At 72.9% G+C, this 16363-nt stretch carries 12 protein-coding genes and 1 riboswitch; of the genes, 7 read left to right on the forward strand and 5 right to left on the reverse strand.

What is annotated here, in order from left to right; genetic code table 11:
• Positions 1-4: 4 nt before the first annotated feature.
• The gene (gene serS, locus RIN46_RS11560; protein WP_309081732.1) at positions 5-1291 is read right to left on the reverse strand and encodes a serine--tRNA ligase; all 1287 of its coding nucleotides are present in this window, start codon (positions 1289-1291) and stop codon (positions 5-7) included.
• Between the two features lie 55 nt (positions 1292-1346).
• On the opposite strand from serS, the gene RIN46_RS11565 reads away from it, so the two are divergent.
• Positions 1347-2414, forward strand: coding sequence for a diacylglycerol kinase family lipid kinase (locus tag RIN46_RS11565; RefSeq protein WP_309081733.1), 1068 nt, complete (start codon positions 1347-1349; stop codon positions 2412-2414).
• An 18-nt stretch (positions 2415-2432) separates the two neighbouring features.
• Here the strand turns inward: RIN46_RS11565 and pheA are convergent, their stop codons facing one another.
• On the reverse strand, positions 2433-3380 hold the full coding sequence (pheA, locus tag RIN46_RS11570; RefSeq protein ID WP_309081734.1) for a prephenate dehydratase: 948 nt from the start codon (positions 3378-3380) through the stop codon (positions 2433-2435).
• Positions 3377-3703 carry a rhodanese-like domain-containing protein gene (locus tag RIN46_RS11575; RefSeq protein WP_309081735.1) on the reverse strand — a complete coding sequence of 109 codons (327 nt, stop codon included), beginning with the start codon at positions 3701-3703 and terminating at the stop codon, positions 3377-3379. Before RIN46_RS11575 ends, pheA begins: the two co-directional genes overlap by 4 nt.
• 101 nt (positions 3704-3804) lie before the next feature.
• On the opposite strand from RIN46_RS11575, the gene RIN46_RS11580 reads away from it, so the two are divergent.
• From RIN46_RS11580 to pgm, 4 genes are all read left to right on the forward strand, one after another.
• The gene (locus tag RIN46_RS11580) at positions 3805-5355 is read left to right on the forward strand and encodes an amidase (protein WP_309081736.1); all 1551 of its coding nucleotides are present in this window, start codon (positions 3805-3807) and stop codon (positions 5353-5355) included.
• Between the two features lie 144 nt (positions 5356-5499).
• Positions 5500-6969, forward strand: a complete 1470-nt coding sequence (locus RIN46_RS11585) for a peptide MFS transporter (protein ID WP_309081737.1) — start codon at positions 5500-5502, stop codon at positions 6967-6969.
• A gap of 210 nt (positions 6970-7179) precedes the next feature.
• Positions 7180-8544 (forward strand): DUF2254 domain-containing protein, encoded by a 1365-nt coding sequence (locus RIN46_RS11590; protein WP_309081738.1) that lies wholly within the window; start codon positions 7180-7182, stop codon positions 8542-8544.
• 87 nt (positions 8545-8631) lie between these two features.
• Positions 8632-10287 (forward strand): phosphoglucomutase (alpha-D-glucose-1,6-bisphosphate-dependent), encoded by a 1656-nt coding sequence (gene pgm, locus RIN46_RS11595; RefSeq protein WP_309081739.1) that lies wholly within the window; start codon positions 8632-8634, stop codon positions 10285-10287.
• 36 nt (positions 10288-10323) lie between these two features.
• Here pgm and RIN46_RS11600 read toward each other — a convergent pair whose 3' ends face one another.
• Positions 10324-11913 (reverse strand): aldehyde dehydrogenase family protein, encoded by a 1590-nt coding sequence (locus tag RIN46_RS11600; protein WP_309081740.1) that lies wholly within the window; start codon positions 11911-11913, stop codon positions 10324-10326.
• Between the two features lie 9 nt (positions 11914-11922).
• On the reverse strand, positions 11923-12609 hold the full coding sequence (locus RIN46_RS11605) for an SDR family oxidoreductase (protein WP_309081741.1): 687 nt from the start codon (positions 12607-12609) through the stop codon (positions 11923-11925).
• A gap of 296 nt (positions 12610-12905) precedes the next feature.
• A riboswitch (TPP riboswitch) is annotated at positions 12906-12999 on the forward strand.
• Position 13000: 1 nt separating this feature from the next.
• Here RIN46_RS11605 and thiM point away from each other — a divergent pair.
• Together thiM and thiD are read left to right on the forward strand one after the other, a co-directional pair.
• Entirely contained in the window at positions 13001-14713 is a 1713-nt protein-coding gene (gene thiM, locus RIN46_RS11610) for a hydroxyethylthiazole kinase (protein ID WP_309081742.1), read from the forward strand.
• Positions 14710-16353 (forward strand): bifunctional hydroxymethylpyrimidine kinase/phosphomethylpyrimidine kinase, encoded by a 1644-nt coding sequence (thiD, locus tag RIN46_RS11615; RefSeq protein ID WP_309081743.1) that lies wholly within the window; start codon positions 14710-14712, stop codon positions 16351-16353. The genes thiM and thiD overlap by 4 nt, the downstream gene beginning before the upstream one ends.
• Positions 16354-16363 lie beyond the last annotated feature (10 nt).

Raw genomic sequence — 16363 nt, forward strand, 5'->3', positions numbered from 1 at the left:
AACCCTAGAGGACCGGCAGGACCTCGAGGCCGCCGAGGTACGGGCGGAGCGCCTCGGGGACCGTGACGGAGCCGTCGGCGTTCTGGTGCTGCTCGAGGATCGCGACGATCCACCGGGTGGTGGCCAGCGTGCCGTTCAGCGTGGCCACGGCGCGGGTCCGGCCCGGCTTGCCGTCGGCGTCGATCTGGCGCTCGCGGATGTTCAGCCGCCGCGCCTGGAACGTGGTGCAGTTCGAGGTGGACGTCAGCTCGCGGTACTTGCCCTGCGTGGGCACCCAGGCCTCGCAGTCGAACTTGCGGGCGGCGCTCATGCCGAGGTCGCCGGCGGCGGTGTCGATCACGCGGTACGGCAGCTCGACCTTCGCGAGCATCTGCTCCTCCCAGGCGAGCAGGCGGGCGTGCTCGGCCTCCGCGTTCTCGACGGAGGTGTAGATGAACATCTCCAGCTTGTTGAACTGGTGGACGCGGATGATGCCGCGGGTGTCCTTGCCGGCCGACCCGGCCTCGCGCCGGTAGCAGGAGGACCAGCCGGCGTAGCGCAGGGGCCCGGCGGAGAGGTCCATGATCTCGTCGGCGTGGTAGCCGGCGAGGGCGACCTCGGACGTGCCGGTCAGGTACAGGTCGTCGCGCTCGAGGCGGTAGATCTCGTCGTCGTGCGCGACGTCGAACCCGGTGCCCTGCATGGTCTCGGGCCGGACCAGCGTGGGCGTGATCATGGGCGTGAACCCGTTCTCCAACGCCAGATCGAGCGCCATGTTCATCAGCGCGATCTCGAGCCGGGCGCCGACGCCCTTGAGGAAGTAGAACCGCGAGCCGGAGACCTTGGCGCCGCGCTCCATGTCGATCGCGCCGATGAGCTCGCCGATCTCCAGGTGGTCGCGCGGCTCGAAGCCGTCCGCGGAGAAGTCGCGCGGCTCGCCGACGTGCTTGAGTACGGTGAAATCGTCCTCGCCGCCGGCCGGGACACCGTCGGCGATGAGGTTCGGGAAGGACCGCTGGAGCCCCGTCAGCTCCTCCTGGGCCGCATCGGCCGCGGCCTCGGCGGCCTTGACCCGCGAGGCGAGGTCCTTGACCTCGGCCAGGAGGGCCTGCTTCTCCTCGCCCTTGGCCTGCGCGACCCGCTTGCCGAAGGCCTTCTGCTCGGCCCGCAGCGACTCGAACTCCGCGATCGACTCCCGCCGGGAGGCGTCCGCCGCGATGATGCGGTCCACGAGCGACTCGTCCGCGCCGCGACTGCGCTGCGACGCGCGGAAGGCGTCCGGATTCTCTACCAGTTCTCTGACGTCGATCACGCGTACAGCCTAGCGAATCGCCGCGCCGCCGGGTCGCCGCCTATAGGCTGAGCCCATGCCGTTCGAAATGGTCGTCATCGTCCTCCTCGTCATCGCGATCGCCCTGGCCGTCGTGGCCCTGTTCTACGCCCGCTCGGTGGGCCGGCGCATCGCCTCCGCACCGGACGGCCCCGAACCTGCCGCCGAGGCGTCGGATGCGGTCGAGCTGCCCCAGGGGGCGCACCGCATCGCCGTCATCCTCAACCCGTCCAAGAACAAGGCGGCCTCGGCCAAGCGCCGCCTCGTCGAGGCCTGCGCCAGCGCCGGACTGGAGCCTCCCGTCTTCTTCGAGACCACCCCGGACGACGCCGGCTACCAGATGACACGCGACGCCCTCGAGGGAGACTTCGACACCATCATCGCCGCCGGCGGGGACGGCACCGTCCGCGTGGCGGTCGAGGTCATGACCGGTCACGACAAGGTCATGTCCGTCCTGCCCCTGGGCACGGGCAACCTGCTGGCCCGCAATCTGGACATCGACGTGGATGACGACGAGGAGGCCCTCTCCCAGGCGGTCTTCGGCACCGAGCGCAAGGTGGACTCGGCCCGCGTGCGGCTCACCCGGGCCGACGGCACCGTGGAGGAGAAGGTCTTCGCCGTCATCGCCGGCGTGGGCTTCGACGCCGAGATGATGGAAGCCACGGACAGCGAGCTGAAGGCCCGGCTGGGCGCCGTCGCCTACGCCGAGGCCGGGTTCCGCCAGATGGCCGGGCACCGCAAGACCGTCCGCATCACGATCGACGACGCCGAGGAGATGGTGGTCAAGACCCGCTCGGTCATGGTGGCCAACTGCGGCAAGCTCCAGGGCGGGCTGGTCCTGGCACCCGACGCCGTGATCGACGACGGCCTGCTGGACGTGGTGGTCATGAGCCCGCGCTCGGTCTTCGGGTGGGGGTGGATCGCCCTGCGCGGCATGCTGAAGCACCGGTCCAAGAAGGACCCGATCATCGACTACTACCAGGGCAGGCGCGTCACGCTGCGCGTCGACGAGGCGATCGCCGCGCAGCTCGACGGCGACACCGACGGCGAGGTGGTCCGGATGGACGTCGAGGTGCTCCCCGGCGCGCTCGAGGTTCGCTGCTGAGGCCTGCCTGAGCGCCGCTCAGGCGTGGCGGGCGCGGAGCTCCTCGATCCACCGGGCGGCGGCGGCGAACGCCTCGTCCGTGTTGTGCCGCTCCACCGAGGGGCGGTCCACGGGCACCGCGTCCTCGCCGGGCAGCCCGGCGGCCGGGTAGGAGCCGAGGAACCGCAGGTCCGGGCTGATCCGGTGCAGGCCGGCCAGCGCGTCGGCCATCCGGGCCTCGTCCACGTGGCCGTGGGCGTCGATCGAGAAGAAGTAGTTGCCCAGCCCCTTGCCGGTGGGCCGGGACTCGATCCGGGAGAGGTTCACGCTCCGGGCGGCGAACTGCTCCAGGATCCCCATGAGCGCCCCCGGGTGGTCCTCAGGCAGCGGGATGACCACGGTGGTCTTGTCCGCGCCGGTCGCCGCCGGCAGGGAGCCCGGCCGGCGGACGAGCACGAAGCGCGTCACCGCCTCCGCGTTGTCCTCGATCCCGCGGCGGAGGACCGTCAGCGGGTACTGCTCCGCGACCAGCGGGGAGCAGATGGCGGCGTCGACGTCGTTCTCCTCCAGCAGGAGCATGGCCCCCGCGGCGGTGGACGAGGACAGCATGAATTCCGCCTGCGGCATCTCGGCCTCCGCCCAGCGGCGGCACTGCGCCCACGCGTGCCCGTGGGTGGCGACGGTCCGGATTCGGGACGGGTCGTCGATCCCGTCGCGGGCCACCAGGTCGAAGGAGATCTGGACCAGGGCCTCGGCCACGATCTGCAGCGAGTGGCCGGTCGCGATCGCGTCGAGCGTCGCGGAGACGCCGCCCTCCACGGAGTTCTCGATCGGCACCATCGCCGCGTCGGCCGCGCCGGAGCGCACGCGGTCCAGGGCGTTGTCCACGCTGCTGGCGGGGACGCGCTCGGCGTCCGCGGCCCCGGGGACCTGCAGGAGGGCGGACTCGGTGAAGGTCCCGGCGGGGCCGAGGTACGTGTAGATCATCGGATGATGGGATCCTCGCCGGTCTCGCTCTGCAGCGGCAGGCCGGCCTCGAGCCAGGCGCCGGAGCCGCCGGCGACGTTGAAGGCCGTGTAGCCGTTGACCGTCAGGTACTGGGCCACCTGGGCCGAGCGGCCGCCGGTGCGGCAGATGACGTAGGTGTCCTCGTCCGGATCCAGCTCGTCGAGGCGCTCCGGGACCTCGTTCATGGGGATGTGCACGGCGCCGGCCGCGTGGCCGGCCTCCCACTCGTAGTCCTCGCGCACATCCAGGACCTTCGCCCCCTCGGGGATCTCGGTCGGCCGGACGGTCTCGAACTCGCTCATTCTGGGCTCCTCAGCAGTCGCTTCTACCGGTTCGACGGTGTCCCCAAGCCTATAGTGGGGAGCGATTGGCCGGCACACCACGGGACAGATCGGGGAGCCACATGACACAGGGTCCGAGGCCTGCCGACACCGACGGCGTCACGTCGCTGACGCTGCGCGAGTTGCGGGAGGCGCTGCGCTCCGGAGCCCTCTCCGCGCGGGAGGCCGCCGGGGCGTTCCTGGGCCGCGTCGCTCAGCGGAACCCGCGGATCGGCGCGTTCACCCGGGTCACCGCCGAGACCGCACTGGACGAGGCGGCCGCCCTCGACGAGCGCTGGGTCGCCGTCCGCCGCGCCGGCGCCGGCGATCCCGCCGGGCTCGCGCCGCTGCACGGGGTTCCGGCGGGGTGGAAGGACCTCTGGGACGTCGCCGGGGTCCCCACCACCTACGGGACCGCTGCGGTCCCGCCGCAGACGCCGGCGGGCGACCACCCCGTCGTCGCACAGCTCCGCGCCGCCGGCACCGTGAGCCTGGGCAAGACGCAGATCCCGGAGTTCGGGCTGAACTCCTACTCGGAGAACCTCGTGGCGCCGCCGGCGCGGAACCCCCTGGACCCGGCCCTCTCCGCGGGCGGCTCCAGCGGCGGCAGCGCGGCGGCGGTCGCGGTCCGGATGCTGCCGGCGGTGATCGGGAACGACGGCGGCGGGTCCGTCCGGATCCCGGCCGCGGCGTGCGGGCTGGTCGGGCTCAAGCCTGGCTTCAACACCGTGCCGGCGGACCGCTCGGCGCTCGCGGCGAGCGACACCGACGCCGGCGCCCGGGACGGCGAGCTGTATGTGGACGGCTACGGCGCCCCGCGCTTGGTGGTCTCCGGGCCAATCGCACGCAGCGCCGCCGACGCCGGAGCTCTGATGGACGCGTTGATGGGCACGGCGGTCGGCGCAGCCGCCGGGCCGAGACCCGGGAGCCCCGTCGGGCCTCCGGTCGGCGCAGGCCCGTTCGAGCGCGCTGCGCTCGGGCTGGAGCCGGAGCTCGAGCGCCCCCTGCGGATCGGCGTGAGTCTGACGAGCCCCTTCGAGTCCGTCTATCCGATCAGCGTCTCGGCGCCGGCGCGGCAGGCGCTGGAGGCGGGCATCCGCGCCCTGGAGGCCGCGGGCCACCGGATCGAGGAGGCGCGCCTGCGCTACGACCCGCGCTACCCGGACGCGTTCCACAGCGTCTGGACCTCCCGGCTGGCCGACCTGCCTCTGCCCGACGGTGCCGAGCAGGAGCTGACCGGGCTGACCTACCAGTTCCGCCGACGTGCGCTCGAGCGCACCGAGGACGCCAAACGTGCCGCCTCCGCCGTGCTCCTGGAGATCGCCCGCGACCTGCGTGCCCAGTGGGGGCGCTACGACGCGGTGCTCACGCCCGCCATGGCGCAGACGCCGCGGCCGATCGGCTATTTCACCGGGCCCGATCCGCGGCACGCGGACGGCGACCTGGACTACCGCCTGCAGTGCCAGTACACGCCCTACACGTCGATGGTGAACGTTTCCCAACTACCGGCTGGAGTCGTTCCCAGTCTCACGACCGCGGACGGACTGTCGATGGGCGTGCATCTGATCGGCCGCGCCGGCGCGGAGGCACGGCTGCTGGCGCTGATGGGCCGGATCGAGCGCGAACTGGCGTAAGGGAACGCCGCAGGTCGGCCGGCACTCCAGCTTCTGAGGTCCTGCTGACAGCCCATATGCGACGCACGGCATAGAGTCATCTCACAATGTGACACGCATCATAAAAGTATGCGAATGACTTCTGGGTGGCGTTTCATAGGGAAAATGACCACTACACAGCCGTCGCCCGGCGCGGCGAATCAGCGCGTGGAGAAGACGTTCTTCGGGCATCCGAGCATGCTCTTCAACCTGTTCTCGGTTGAGCTCTGGGAGCGCTTCTCCTTCTACGGGATGCAGGCCATCCTGGCCTACTACATGTACTTCTCGGTGACCGAGGGCGGCCTCGGGATCGAGCAGGGCCTGGCCCTGAGTCTCGTCGGCGCCTACGGCGGCGGCGTCTACCTCAGCACCATCCTCACGGCCTGGATCGCGGACCGGCTGCTCGGCTCCGAGCGCGTCCTGTTCTACTCGGCCATCGTCGTCATGGCGGGCCACGTCGCCCTGGCCGTGCTGCCCGGCGCCGTGGGTCTCGCCATCGGCCTGATCCTGGTCGCCTTCGGCTCCGGCGGCGTCAAGGCGGCCGCCGGCTCGCTCGTCGGCTCCCTCTACACGCGTGAGGACACCCGCCGCGACGCCGGCTTCTCCATCTTCTACATGGGCGTGAACATCGGCGCCCTCGTCGGCCCGCTGCTGACCGGCCTCCTCCAGACCCGCATGGGCTTCCACTGGGGCTTCGGCGCGGCGGCCGTCGGCATGGCGCTCGGACTGGCCGTCTACATCTCCGGCCGCAAGAACGTCCCGGAGTCCTCCCATCACGTGGCGAACCCGCTGCCGCGCGAGGGGCGGCGCAAGTTCGCCCTGGCGGCCGTGCTGGCCCTGGGGCTCATCGTCGTCGCGTTCCTCACCGGCCTGGTGAACCCGGCGAACCTGGCGAACACCATGGCCGTTGCCGCGATCATCGCCTCCGTCGTCTACTTCGTGGTCCTGCTGACCTCCAAGAAGGTCGAGGGCACGGAGCGCAAGCGCGTCACGGCGTTCATCCCGCTCTACATCGCGTCGGCGGCGTTCTTCGCGCTGTTCCAGCAGCAGTTCACCTTCATCGCCGTGTACTCCGAGGAGCGCCTGGACCGTCGCATCCTCGGCTGGGAGATGCCGGCCAGCTGGGTCCAGTCCATCAACCCGGTCTTCATCATCATCTTCGCCGTGGTCTTCGCGGCCTTCTGGACCAAGCTGGGCACCCGCCAGCCGTCCACGCCGCTGAAGTTCGGCATCGCGCTGGTGATCATCGGCATCGCCTACCTGGTTTTCATCCCGCTCGAGTCGCTCGAGATGACCCCGCTGCTGGCCCTCGTGGGCATCCTGCTGCTGGTCACCTGGGCGGAGCTCTTCCTGAGCCCCATCGGCCTGTCGGTGGCCACCAAGCTGGCGCCGGTGGCTTTCACCACGCAGATGCTCGCGCTGTTCTACCTGTCCATCTCGCTGGGCACCACGCTCGCGGGCATCCTGGCGGGCTTCTACACGGAGGGCAACGAGGTCCAGTACTTCGTCGCCCTCGGCGGCACGTCGATCGTCCTGGGCGTCGCGCTCATGGCGGCGACCCCCGGCATCAAGAAGCTGATGGCGGGCGTGAAGTAGCCGCACGCGACACGACGCACCCTCACGACGGCGTCGGACCGTCCCCCTCCACCGGAGCCGGGACCGGGCCGGCGCCGTCGTCCTGCTCGGGGAGCCCCCGCCACGTCCTGACCCCACGGCTCCAAGCCGTCGGGAGTGGCCACTAGACTGCCGGGAACGGGCCCCGCACAGCCGTGCGGGCCGAGGGCAGGCCGCACGGAGGTCGAGCGCATGGAACGGTTCCACCGGATCGTCGACGCGGTCCGCCACGAGCTCTGGCCGCTGCCGGCGGTCGGCATCGGCCTGGGCCTGGTCCTCGGCTTCGTCCTCCCGGCAGTGGACGGACGGCTGCCCGGCGCCCGCACGTGGCTCTCCGACTGGGTCTTCGGCGGCAGCGCCGAGGCCGCCCGGTCCATCCTCGGCACCATCAGCGGCTCGGTCGTCACCGTCACGACGCTGACGTTCTCGCTGACGCTCGTAGTGCTGCAGCTGGCGTCGAGCCAGTACACGCCGCGGCTGCTCCGCAAGTTCACCGGCGACCACGTGGTCCACGGGACGCTGGCGGTCTTCCTCGGGACCTTCGCCTACTCGCTCGGCGTCCTGCGGACCGTGCGGAACGAGCGCGCCGGGGAGGCGGCCTTCGTGCCCGGGATCAGCGTGACGGTCGCATTCCTGCTCGCCGTCGTCGTGGTGGTCCAGCTGGTGGTCTTCCTGTCCCACGTGGCGACCTCCATCCGGCTGGAGACGATCCTCCAGGACGTCGCGGAGGAGGGTCGGGCCGCCCTGCGCCGCGCGTACCGCGGCTCCCGCCCCGCCGACCCGTCGTTTCCCCAGGCCCATCCGGCCGCCGCGATCCCCGCGAGCGGGACCGGCTTCGTCACGGAGGTCGACGCCGCGTCGATCGCCTCCGCGGCGTCCGGGGGCGGCTGGACGGTCGAGATGACGGTGAGCCCGGGGGACTTCATCACCGCCGGCCAGACCGTGGGCCTGGTCCGCCGCGCGGAGACCGCGCACCGCCTGACCGGAGACGAGACGGCCGCGGCCGCCGGGAGCCTGAACGGGGCGATCGCCCTGGGCCGCGAGCGGACGGCGCTGCAGGACCCGCTGTTCCCGGTCCAGCAGATGGTGGACATCAGCAACCGCGCCCTCTCCCCCGGGGTCAATGACTCGACGACGGCGCTACACTGCCTCCACTACCTGGGCAGCGTCCTGACCGCCGCCGCCGCGCTCGACGTCCGGGACGACCACCAGTACGACGACGGAGGCACCCTGCGGGTGGTGACGCCACGGCCCGCCTTCCGGGAGATCGCCGGGCTGATGGTGCATGACGCCGTCGCCTTCGGCCGGGACCACGTCCACATCCTCTGCAAGGTGTTCGACCTGCTCCACGAGGCCGCCCTGTGCGACACCGCAAACCGGTACTCGTCCGACTTCCACGAGCTGATCGACGACCTGGTCGCCGCTCTGGACCCCGCCGACCGCACGCCGCGCGACGCCGAGCGGATCCGCCGCGCCGTCACCGGGGCGCGGGAGGCCGCCGTCGGCCGCCACGACCTCCTGGCCGGCGACGTCGCGGAGCGCACCGGCGACGCGTAGCGGGCCGGGGCGCCGCCACCGAAACAATGCCGCTGAATTGCCCCGCGCCCCTACTGCCCACGCCGAAGGCGTGGAAGGCTAAGGCCCATGGCTCACGAACGCGCAGGCACCACCGCTCAACCCCAGGACCTGATCGACGTCGACGCCCTCGTCGCCGCGTACTTCGACACTGCACCCGATCCGGACGACCCGGGACAGAAGGTCGCGTTCGGCACCAGCGGCCACCGCGGCACGTCCCTGAACGGATCGTTCAACGAGAATCACATCGCCGCCATCACGCAGGCGATCGTGGACTACCGCAACGGGCAGGGCATCGGCGGGCCGCTGTTCCTCGGCCGCGACACCCACGCCCTCTCGGGGCCCGCGCAGGACACGGCGCTCGAGGTCCTCGCCGCCAACGGCGTGCACGTGCTGATCGACTCCCGCGACCGGTTCACCCCGACGCCGGCGCTCAGCCACGCGATCCTCGCCCACAACCGCGGGCGCACCAACCCGGCCCACCATGCCGACGGCGTCGTCATCACGCCGAGCCACAACCCGCCGCAGGACGGCGGCTTCAAGTACAACCCGCCGCACGGCGGTCCCGCGGACTCGGACGCGACGGGGTGGATCGCCGGGCGCGCCAACGAGTACCTCTCCGGTGGGCTCGCCGGCGTGAACCGCGTCCCGCTGAAGGCGGCGAAGTCGGCCGAGACCACGGACGGCTACGACTTCCTGGACCGGTACGTGGGCGATCTCGGCAACGTGATCGACCTGAACGTCATCCGCTCGGCCGGCGTCCGGATCGGCGCGGACCCCATGGGCGGCGCCTCGGTGGACTACTGGGCGGCCATCGGCGAGCGCCACGGCCTCGACCTCACCGTGGTGAACGACGCCGTCGACCCCCGCTGGTCCTTCATGACGCTGGACTGGGACGGCAAGATCCGCATGGACTGCTCCTCGCCCTACGCCATGGCGTCGCTGATCTCCCGCGTCGAGGACGGGGCCGGCTTCGACATCGCCACGGGGAACGACGCCGACGCGGACCGCCACGGGATCGTCACCCCGGACGCCGGGCTGATGAACCCGAACCACTTCCTGGCCGTGGCGATCGACTACCTGTACCGCAACCGCCCGGACTGGCCGCAGGGCGCGGGCGTGGGCAAGACCCTGGTGAGCTCCTCGATGATCGACCGGGTCGCCGCGTCCCTGGGCCGGGAGCTGGTGGAGGTGCCCGTGGGGTTCAAGTGGTTCGTGCCCGGCCTGCTGGACGGCACGGGGGTCTTCGGCGGCGAGGAGTCCGCGGGGGCGTCGTTCGTCCGGTTCGACGGCAGTCCGTGGAGCACGGACAAGGACGGGATCCTGCTCTGCCTGCTCGCCTCCGAGATCCAGGCGGTCACCGGCTCCTCCCCGAGCGACCACTACCGCGGTCTGACCGCCGAGTTCGGCTCGCCGTCGTACGCGCGGATCGACGCGCCGGCGACGCGCGAGCAGAAGGCCTCCCTGGCGAAGCTCTCGGCCGCGGACGTGCCCGCGACGGAGCTGGCCGGCGAGGGCATCACCGCGAAGCTCACGGAGGCCCCCGGCAACGGCGCGGCAATCGGCGGGCTCAAGGTCACCACCGAGAACGCGTGGTTCGCCGCCCGGCCGTCCGGCACGGAGGACGTCTACAAGATCTACGCGGAGTCATTCCGCGGCGACGAGCACCTGGCGCAGGTGCAGGCCGAGGCGAAGGCCCTGGTGGACTCGGTCATCGGCGGCTGACCGCGGGCGGGACTCCGCGGCCGGGAGCGGCCCTGGTCAGGCGGGGGATTCGGGGCCGATCTCCCGGTGCCCGCCGGCCGACGGCTCGGCCCCGTCCGCTCCACCGTCGCCCTCGAGGAGCGACGGTGCTCCGCCCGTCTGCCGCGCGGCGGCGGCCTGCTTCGCCGACCCGGCGCGCACGGTTCGCATGACGTGGGCCTTGCCGCGACGGTAGGGCGGGTAGGCGATGCGCAGCGTGTCCACCATCGCCGTCTTCGAGAGCACGGGCCGTAGCTGGCTGAACGTCGCGAAGCCGTACCGTCCGTGGTAGCTGCCCATCCCGGAGGCCCCGACGCCGCCGAACGGCAGTGTCGGCACGGCCACGTGCAGGTTGCAGACGTTGTATGCGATCCCGCCGGCGCGGACCCGGTCCTCGAATGCGGTGTGCCAGCGGGGCCGGTCGCTGAACAGGTAGGCCGCGAGCGGCTCCGGGCGGGCCGCGATGAACTCGAGGGCGGCGTCGAACGACTCGACGGAGAGGATCGGCAGGATGGGGCCGAAGATCTCCTCCTGCATCACCGCGTCGTCGGGCGAGACGCCGAGGAGCAGGGTCGGCTCGATGTACAGCGACTCCGCATCGAAGTCGCCGCCGACCACCGTCACGTTGGGGTCGATCTCGGCGTCCTCGATGTAGCGGACCAGGCGGTCGAACGCCGCCCGGTTCACGATCCGCCCGTAGTCGCGGTTCTTCGCCGGGTTCTTCCCGTAGAAGGAGGCGAGGGCGCGGACCAGCTGGGCCGGCAGCCGCTGCGCGTCGGCGCCGACGAGCAGGACGTAGTCCGGCGCCGTGCAGGTCTGCCCGGCGTTGATGAACTTCCCGTGCGCGATCCGCCGGGCGACGGCCGCCATGTTCCCGTCGCCGACGACGGCGGGGCACTTGCCGCCGAGCTCGAGCGTCACCGGGGTCAGGTGCTCGGCCGCGGCGCGGGCCACGATCCGTCCCACCCGCTCGCTGCCGGTGAAGAGGATGTGGTCCCACGGCTGCTCCAGCAGGGACTGCGCCACGTCCGGGCCACCCTCGACGACGGCGACGACCCGCCGGTCCAGATACCGCGGGACCAGCCGGGCCAGCAGCGCGGACGTGGCCGGCGCCAGCTCGGAGGGCTTCAGCGCCACCGTGTTCCCGGCGGCGAGGGCGCCGACCAGCGGACTCAGCAGCAGCTGCACGGGGTAGTTCCAGGCGCCGATGATCAGCACCATGCCCTTGGGCTGCGCCTCCGTCTTGCCCATCGCCGGCTGCAGCGCCAGCGGCACCTTGACGTGCTTGGCCTCCATCCACTCCGTCAGATAGAGCTGGGCGTGGTGGATCTCGTCCTTGAGCAGCTCCAGCTCGGTCAGCCGCGCCTCCGCGGGGTGCTTCCCGAGGTCGGCCTCCAGCGCCTCCAGCAGGTCCTGCGTGTTCTCCTCGAGCAACCGGTCCAGGGCGCGCAGCTGCCCGGCGCGCATCCGCCGCGGGTGCATCAGGCGCGTGGACCTCGCGTCCTTCAGCCGTGCGTGCACCTCGGCGACGCCGGGCACGTGGGGCGCGCCGGCGTCGGACGCCTCCTCCGCAGGCGGGGCGGGGCGGCGGCGTGAGAAGAGACCCATGGCGTCAGACTACCGGCGGCGCGTGGGGCGCACGGCCAGCGTCTCGACGGTGCCGCGCGGGGGCATGTCGACGGCGGCGCGGACGGCCGCGGCGACGTCCTCCGGGGCCAGGTAGTAGGCGGCGTCGTACTCCTCGCCCAGCTTCTCCACCAGGCCGTGCTGCATGTCCGTGTCCACGCGCCCGGGGTGCACGCTGGACACGCGGACGCCATGGCCGCGCTCCTCCTCCCGCAGGGCGTCCGTGAACGCCCGCAGTGCGAACTTGGACGCCGCGTAGGTGCTGGACTTCGGCGACGCGGTGAACCCGGAGCCGCTGTTGATGGCGACCACCAGGCCGCCCGCCGCGCGGAGGGCGGGGAGCGCCTGCCGGGTCAGCTCGGCCACGGCGAAGACGTTCAGGCGGAAGACCCGCTCCCAGGTCTCGTACGACGTCGTCTCCACCGTGTTCCCGTCCTCCACCCCGGCAGAGTGGACCAGGACGTCCAGGCGCGCCGGCAGGGCCGCGTAGGGCGGGTGCTCGAGGTCGGCGACCCACGGTTCGGCCGACGGGAGCTCGCGCACCAGCGCGTCGACCGCGTCGGCGCCGCGGCCGCCGACCAGGACGTGGTGCGTGGCGCCGAGGTCGAGCGCGACGGCGCGGCCGATCCCGCGGGTGGCTCCGGTGACGAGGGCGACGGGACGGTCGGCGGTGCTCATGGGCGCTCCTTCGATGGCGGGACGTGGGTTCCTCCAAGCTACTCGCTGCGCGAGGCTCGCGAGATGCCGGTGGAGCACCTGGGCCTCGCGAGGCGCCGGAACAGCACCCGGGGCTCCGCGAGGTCGCACTCCAGCACCAGTACCCGGCCGTGGCCGGTGCTGGAGTGGCATCTCGCGGCGTCGAACGTGCTGGAACGCGACCTCGCAGCCCGGTCGGGGGGGGACACCGCCCCTACGCCCGCGCCCGATGTGACGGCTCCGGAGATGACGCCGCACACGCGGCGGCGTACGCTGGATGGCACGGCACGGGGTGTCCCCAGAGGACTGAGATCACACCCGCATGCACCTGATCTAGCTAGTACTAGCGGAGGGATGTCGCTTCATGGAGTCCATGGCGCCTCAAGACACGTCTGTATCCACCCCCGAGACCACGGCGCCCGGCGCCGCCCGCGACTGGGCCGGCCTGGCCGCGGAGCACCTCGCGGCCTTCCGGGCGGCGAGCCCGCTGGTCCAGTGCGCGACCAACTCGGTGGTCACCAACTTCACGGCCAACGTCCTGCTCGCCTCGGGTGCCGCGCCGGCCATGGTGGACGTCCCGGGCGAGGCCGGGCCGTTCGCGGCGATGGCCTCGGCGGTCCTGGTCAACCTGGGCACGCCGATGGACCGGCAGCGCGAGGGCATGCTCGAGGCCGTCCGCGCGGCCCGCACCGCGGGGACCCCGTGGGTCCTGGACCCGGTGGCCGCCGGCCCGCTGCGGCTGCGCACCGATTTCGCCCGCGAGCTCCTGCGCTTCTCCCCCACGGTGATCCGCGGCAACGCCTCCGAGATCCTCGCGCTGGCCGGCACGGGCGCCGGGGGCCGGGGCGTGGACGCGACGGACGACGTCGACTCCGCCACCGGCGCGGCCGTCGCCCTGTCCCGTCGCACCGGCGCCGTCGTCGCCGTGTCCGGCCCGGAGGACGTGGTGACGGACGGGACGACCGTGGTCCGGGTCGCCGGCGGCAGCGAGCTCCTCACCCGGGTGACCGGCGGCGGCTGCGCCCTCGGCGCGCTCGTCGCCGGATTCGTCGGCAGTACGACGCCGGCCGGCCGGCCGGCCGCGGAGGGCTCCCCGGCACTGGAGGCCACGGTCGCCGCGCACGCGTTCTACTCCGCGGCCGCCGAGCGCGCCGCGGCCGGGGCGACGGGGACGGGCAGCTTCCAGGCGGCCTTCCTCGACGCGCTCGCTGCGGTGGGACCGGAGGACCTGGCCAGCTCCCGCATCACGGCCGCGGCGGCGGAGGGCCCGTCCGAGGGCGACCGGGCCCGCAGCGGCGAGTCGGGCTGGGACCGGGACCTGGACCGCGTCGGTGGCATCCCCGCGGGCGGGACGGCACTGCCGCGCTCGGCTGCACTCCCCGGTGCCGCCACCCCGGTGGCCGAACAGGCGGGGCAGCGGATCGACCCGGACGATCTATCCGTGTACCTGGTCGCCGATGCGGCGACCGCCGGCGAGCGCCCGCTCGAGGACATCGTCGCCGCCGCGGTGGACGGCGGGGTCCGCACCATCCAGCTGCGCTGCAAGGACACGCCCGCCAAGGAATTCCTCCGCCACGCCATCGCCTGCGCGGAGATCACGGCCGGCCGCGCGCATCTCCTGCTGAACGACCGGGTGGACGTCTACCTCGCAGCGGTCGCCGCAGGCGCCAGCGTGCAGGGCGTGCACATCGGGCAGAAGGACCTGCCCCCGCACTCGGTGCGCCAGCTCATCGGCCCGGACGCGGTCCTCGGCCTGAGCGCCTCCACCGAGGAGGACCGGGCCCGGCTGCTGCGCCTGCCGGCAGGCACCGTGGACTACGTCGGCACCGGCGCGGTCCGCGCGACCCCCACCAAGAAGGACCACCCGACGCCGATCGGCTGGGACGGCTTCGGCCGCTTCGCCGCCGCTGTCCGCGCCGCGGGCGGCCCGCCCTGCGTGGCGATCGGCGGCGTGGGCCCGGGCGACGCGGCCGACGCACGGGCCGCGGGTGCGGCGGGCTTCGCCGTCGTCCGCGCGATCTGCTCGGCCGAGGACCCGGCGGCGGCCTCGCGGCAGCTGCGCGACGAGTGGGAGGCCGCGGCATGAGCACCCACACGGCCCTCGACGCCCCACAGACCGCTGCGACGCCGGGAGCCGTTCCCGCGGCCGCTCCCGCCCCCGGCCCCGGCACGGCAGCGGCGGCCGGGGTGCGCGTCCCGAACGTCCTCTCCATCGCCGGGTCCGACCCCTCCGGCGGGGCCGGCATCCAGGCCGACCTGAAGTCGATCGCCGCGTGCGGCGGCTACGGCATGGCCGCCATCACCGCCCTGACGGCCCAGAACACGCGGGGCGTGTCCGGCGTGCACGTGCCGGATCCGGCGTTCCTGACGCAGCAGCTGGATGCCGTGAGCGCCGATGTCCGGGTCGACGCCGTGAAGATCGGGATGCTGGCCAGCGCCGAGGTCATCGGCGCCGTGCACGCGTGGCTGGCCCGCGAACGCGCCGCGGGCCGCGTCGCCGGCGGCGTCGTGCTGGACCCGGTCATGATCGCCACGAGCGGCGACCGCCTCACCGACGACGACTCCGTCGCAGCCCTGCGCGGCCTGCTCGCCGAGGCCGACGTCGTCACCCCGAACCTGCCGGAGCTGGCGGTCCTCGCCGATGCGCCGCTGGCCCGCACGTGGGACGAGGCGCTCGAGCAGGCGCGTCGCGTCGCCACGGCGGCGGACGTGCTCGTGGTCGCCAAGGGCGGCCACCTCGACGAGCTCGAGGCCGGGCACGACGGCGACGGCAGCGGGGCGCCGCGCGGATGCCCGGACGCGCTGGTGGGCCCCGACGGCGTCGTCCTGGAGCTGCCCGGGCAGCGGGTGGAGACCACGAGCACGCACGGCACGGGATGCTCGCTGTCCGCCGCGCTCGCGACCCTGCAGGCGCGGTTCGGCGACTGGCCGACCGCGCTGCGGCTGACCAAGCGGTGGCTGACGCGGGCGATCGAGGACTCGGCACGGCTCGAGGTCGGCGGCGGTCACGGGCCGGTGAGCCACCTGGGGCAGCTGTGGGACGGCCGTTCGGTCCCGGACCCGCGCGCGGACGTGGGCCACTGGTGGGACCTGATCGCGGACCTGCGCGCCCGCATCGACGACGTGTGGTTCGTGCGGCGCCTGGCGGACGGGACGCTGGACCGCGCGGACTTCGAGCACTACCTCGCCCAGGACTCGATCTACCTGCGGACCTACTCCAAGGTGCTCTCCCGGGCCGCGCAGCTGGCCCCGACGCTGGAGGAGCAGCGGTTCTGGGCCAACGGCGCCCACGAGTGCCTGGAGGTGGAGCTCTCCCTGCACCGGGCGCGGCTGGCCGAGGCGGAGGCACGGGGCGAGGCGCCGGCCCGCGCGGCCGACGCCGAGGTCGCGGCCTCTGCCGAGACCCGCTCGTACCTGAGCCACCTGCTCGCCGCGGCGGCCGTCGGCTCTTACGCCGTGGTGGTGGCGGCCGTGCTGCCCTGCTACTGGCTCTACCAGGACATCGGGACCCGGCTGGCGGCCGCGAACCGCCCGGACCACCCGTACGCCGACTGGCTGGGCATGTACTCGTCGGCGGAGTTCGACGCCGCGACGCGGCGGGCCATTGCGATCACGCAGGCGCAGGCCGACACCGCGCCGCCGGCCGAGTTGGAGGCGATGCTGGACGCCTATCTGGAGTCCTCGCGCCAGGAGATGGAGTTCTTCGCGCAACGACGGGTGGGCTGAGGCGGCGCGT

Origin of the sequence: Zhihengliuella sp. (assembly GCF_031178195.1) — a bacterium.
Taxonomy (GTDB): Bacteria; Actinomycetota; Actinomycetes; order Actinomycetales; family Micrococcaceae; genus Zhihengliuella.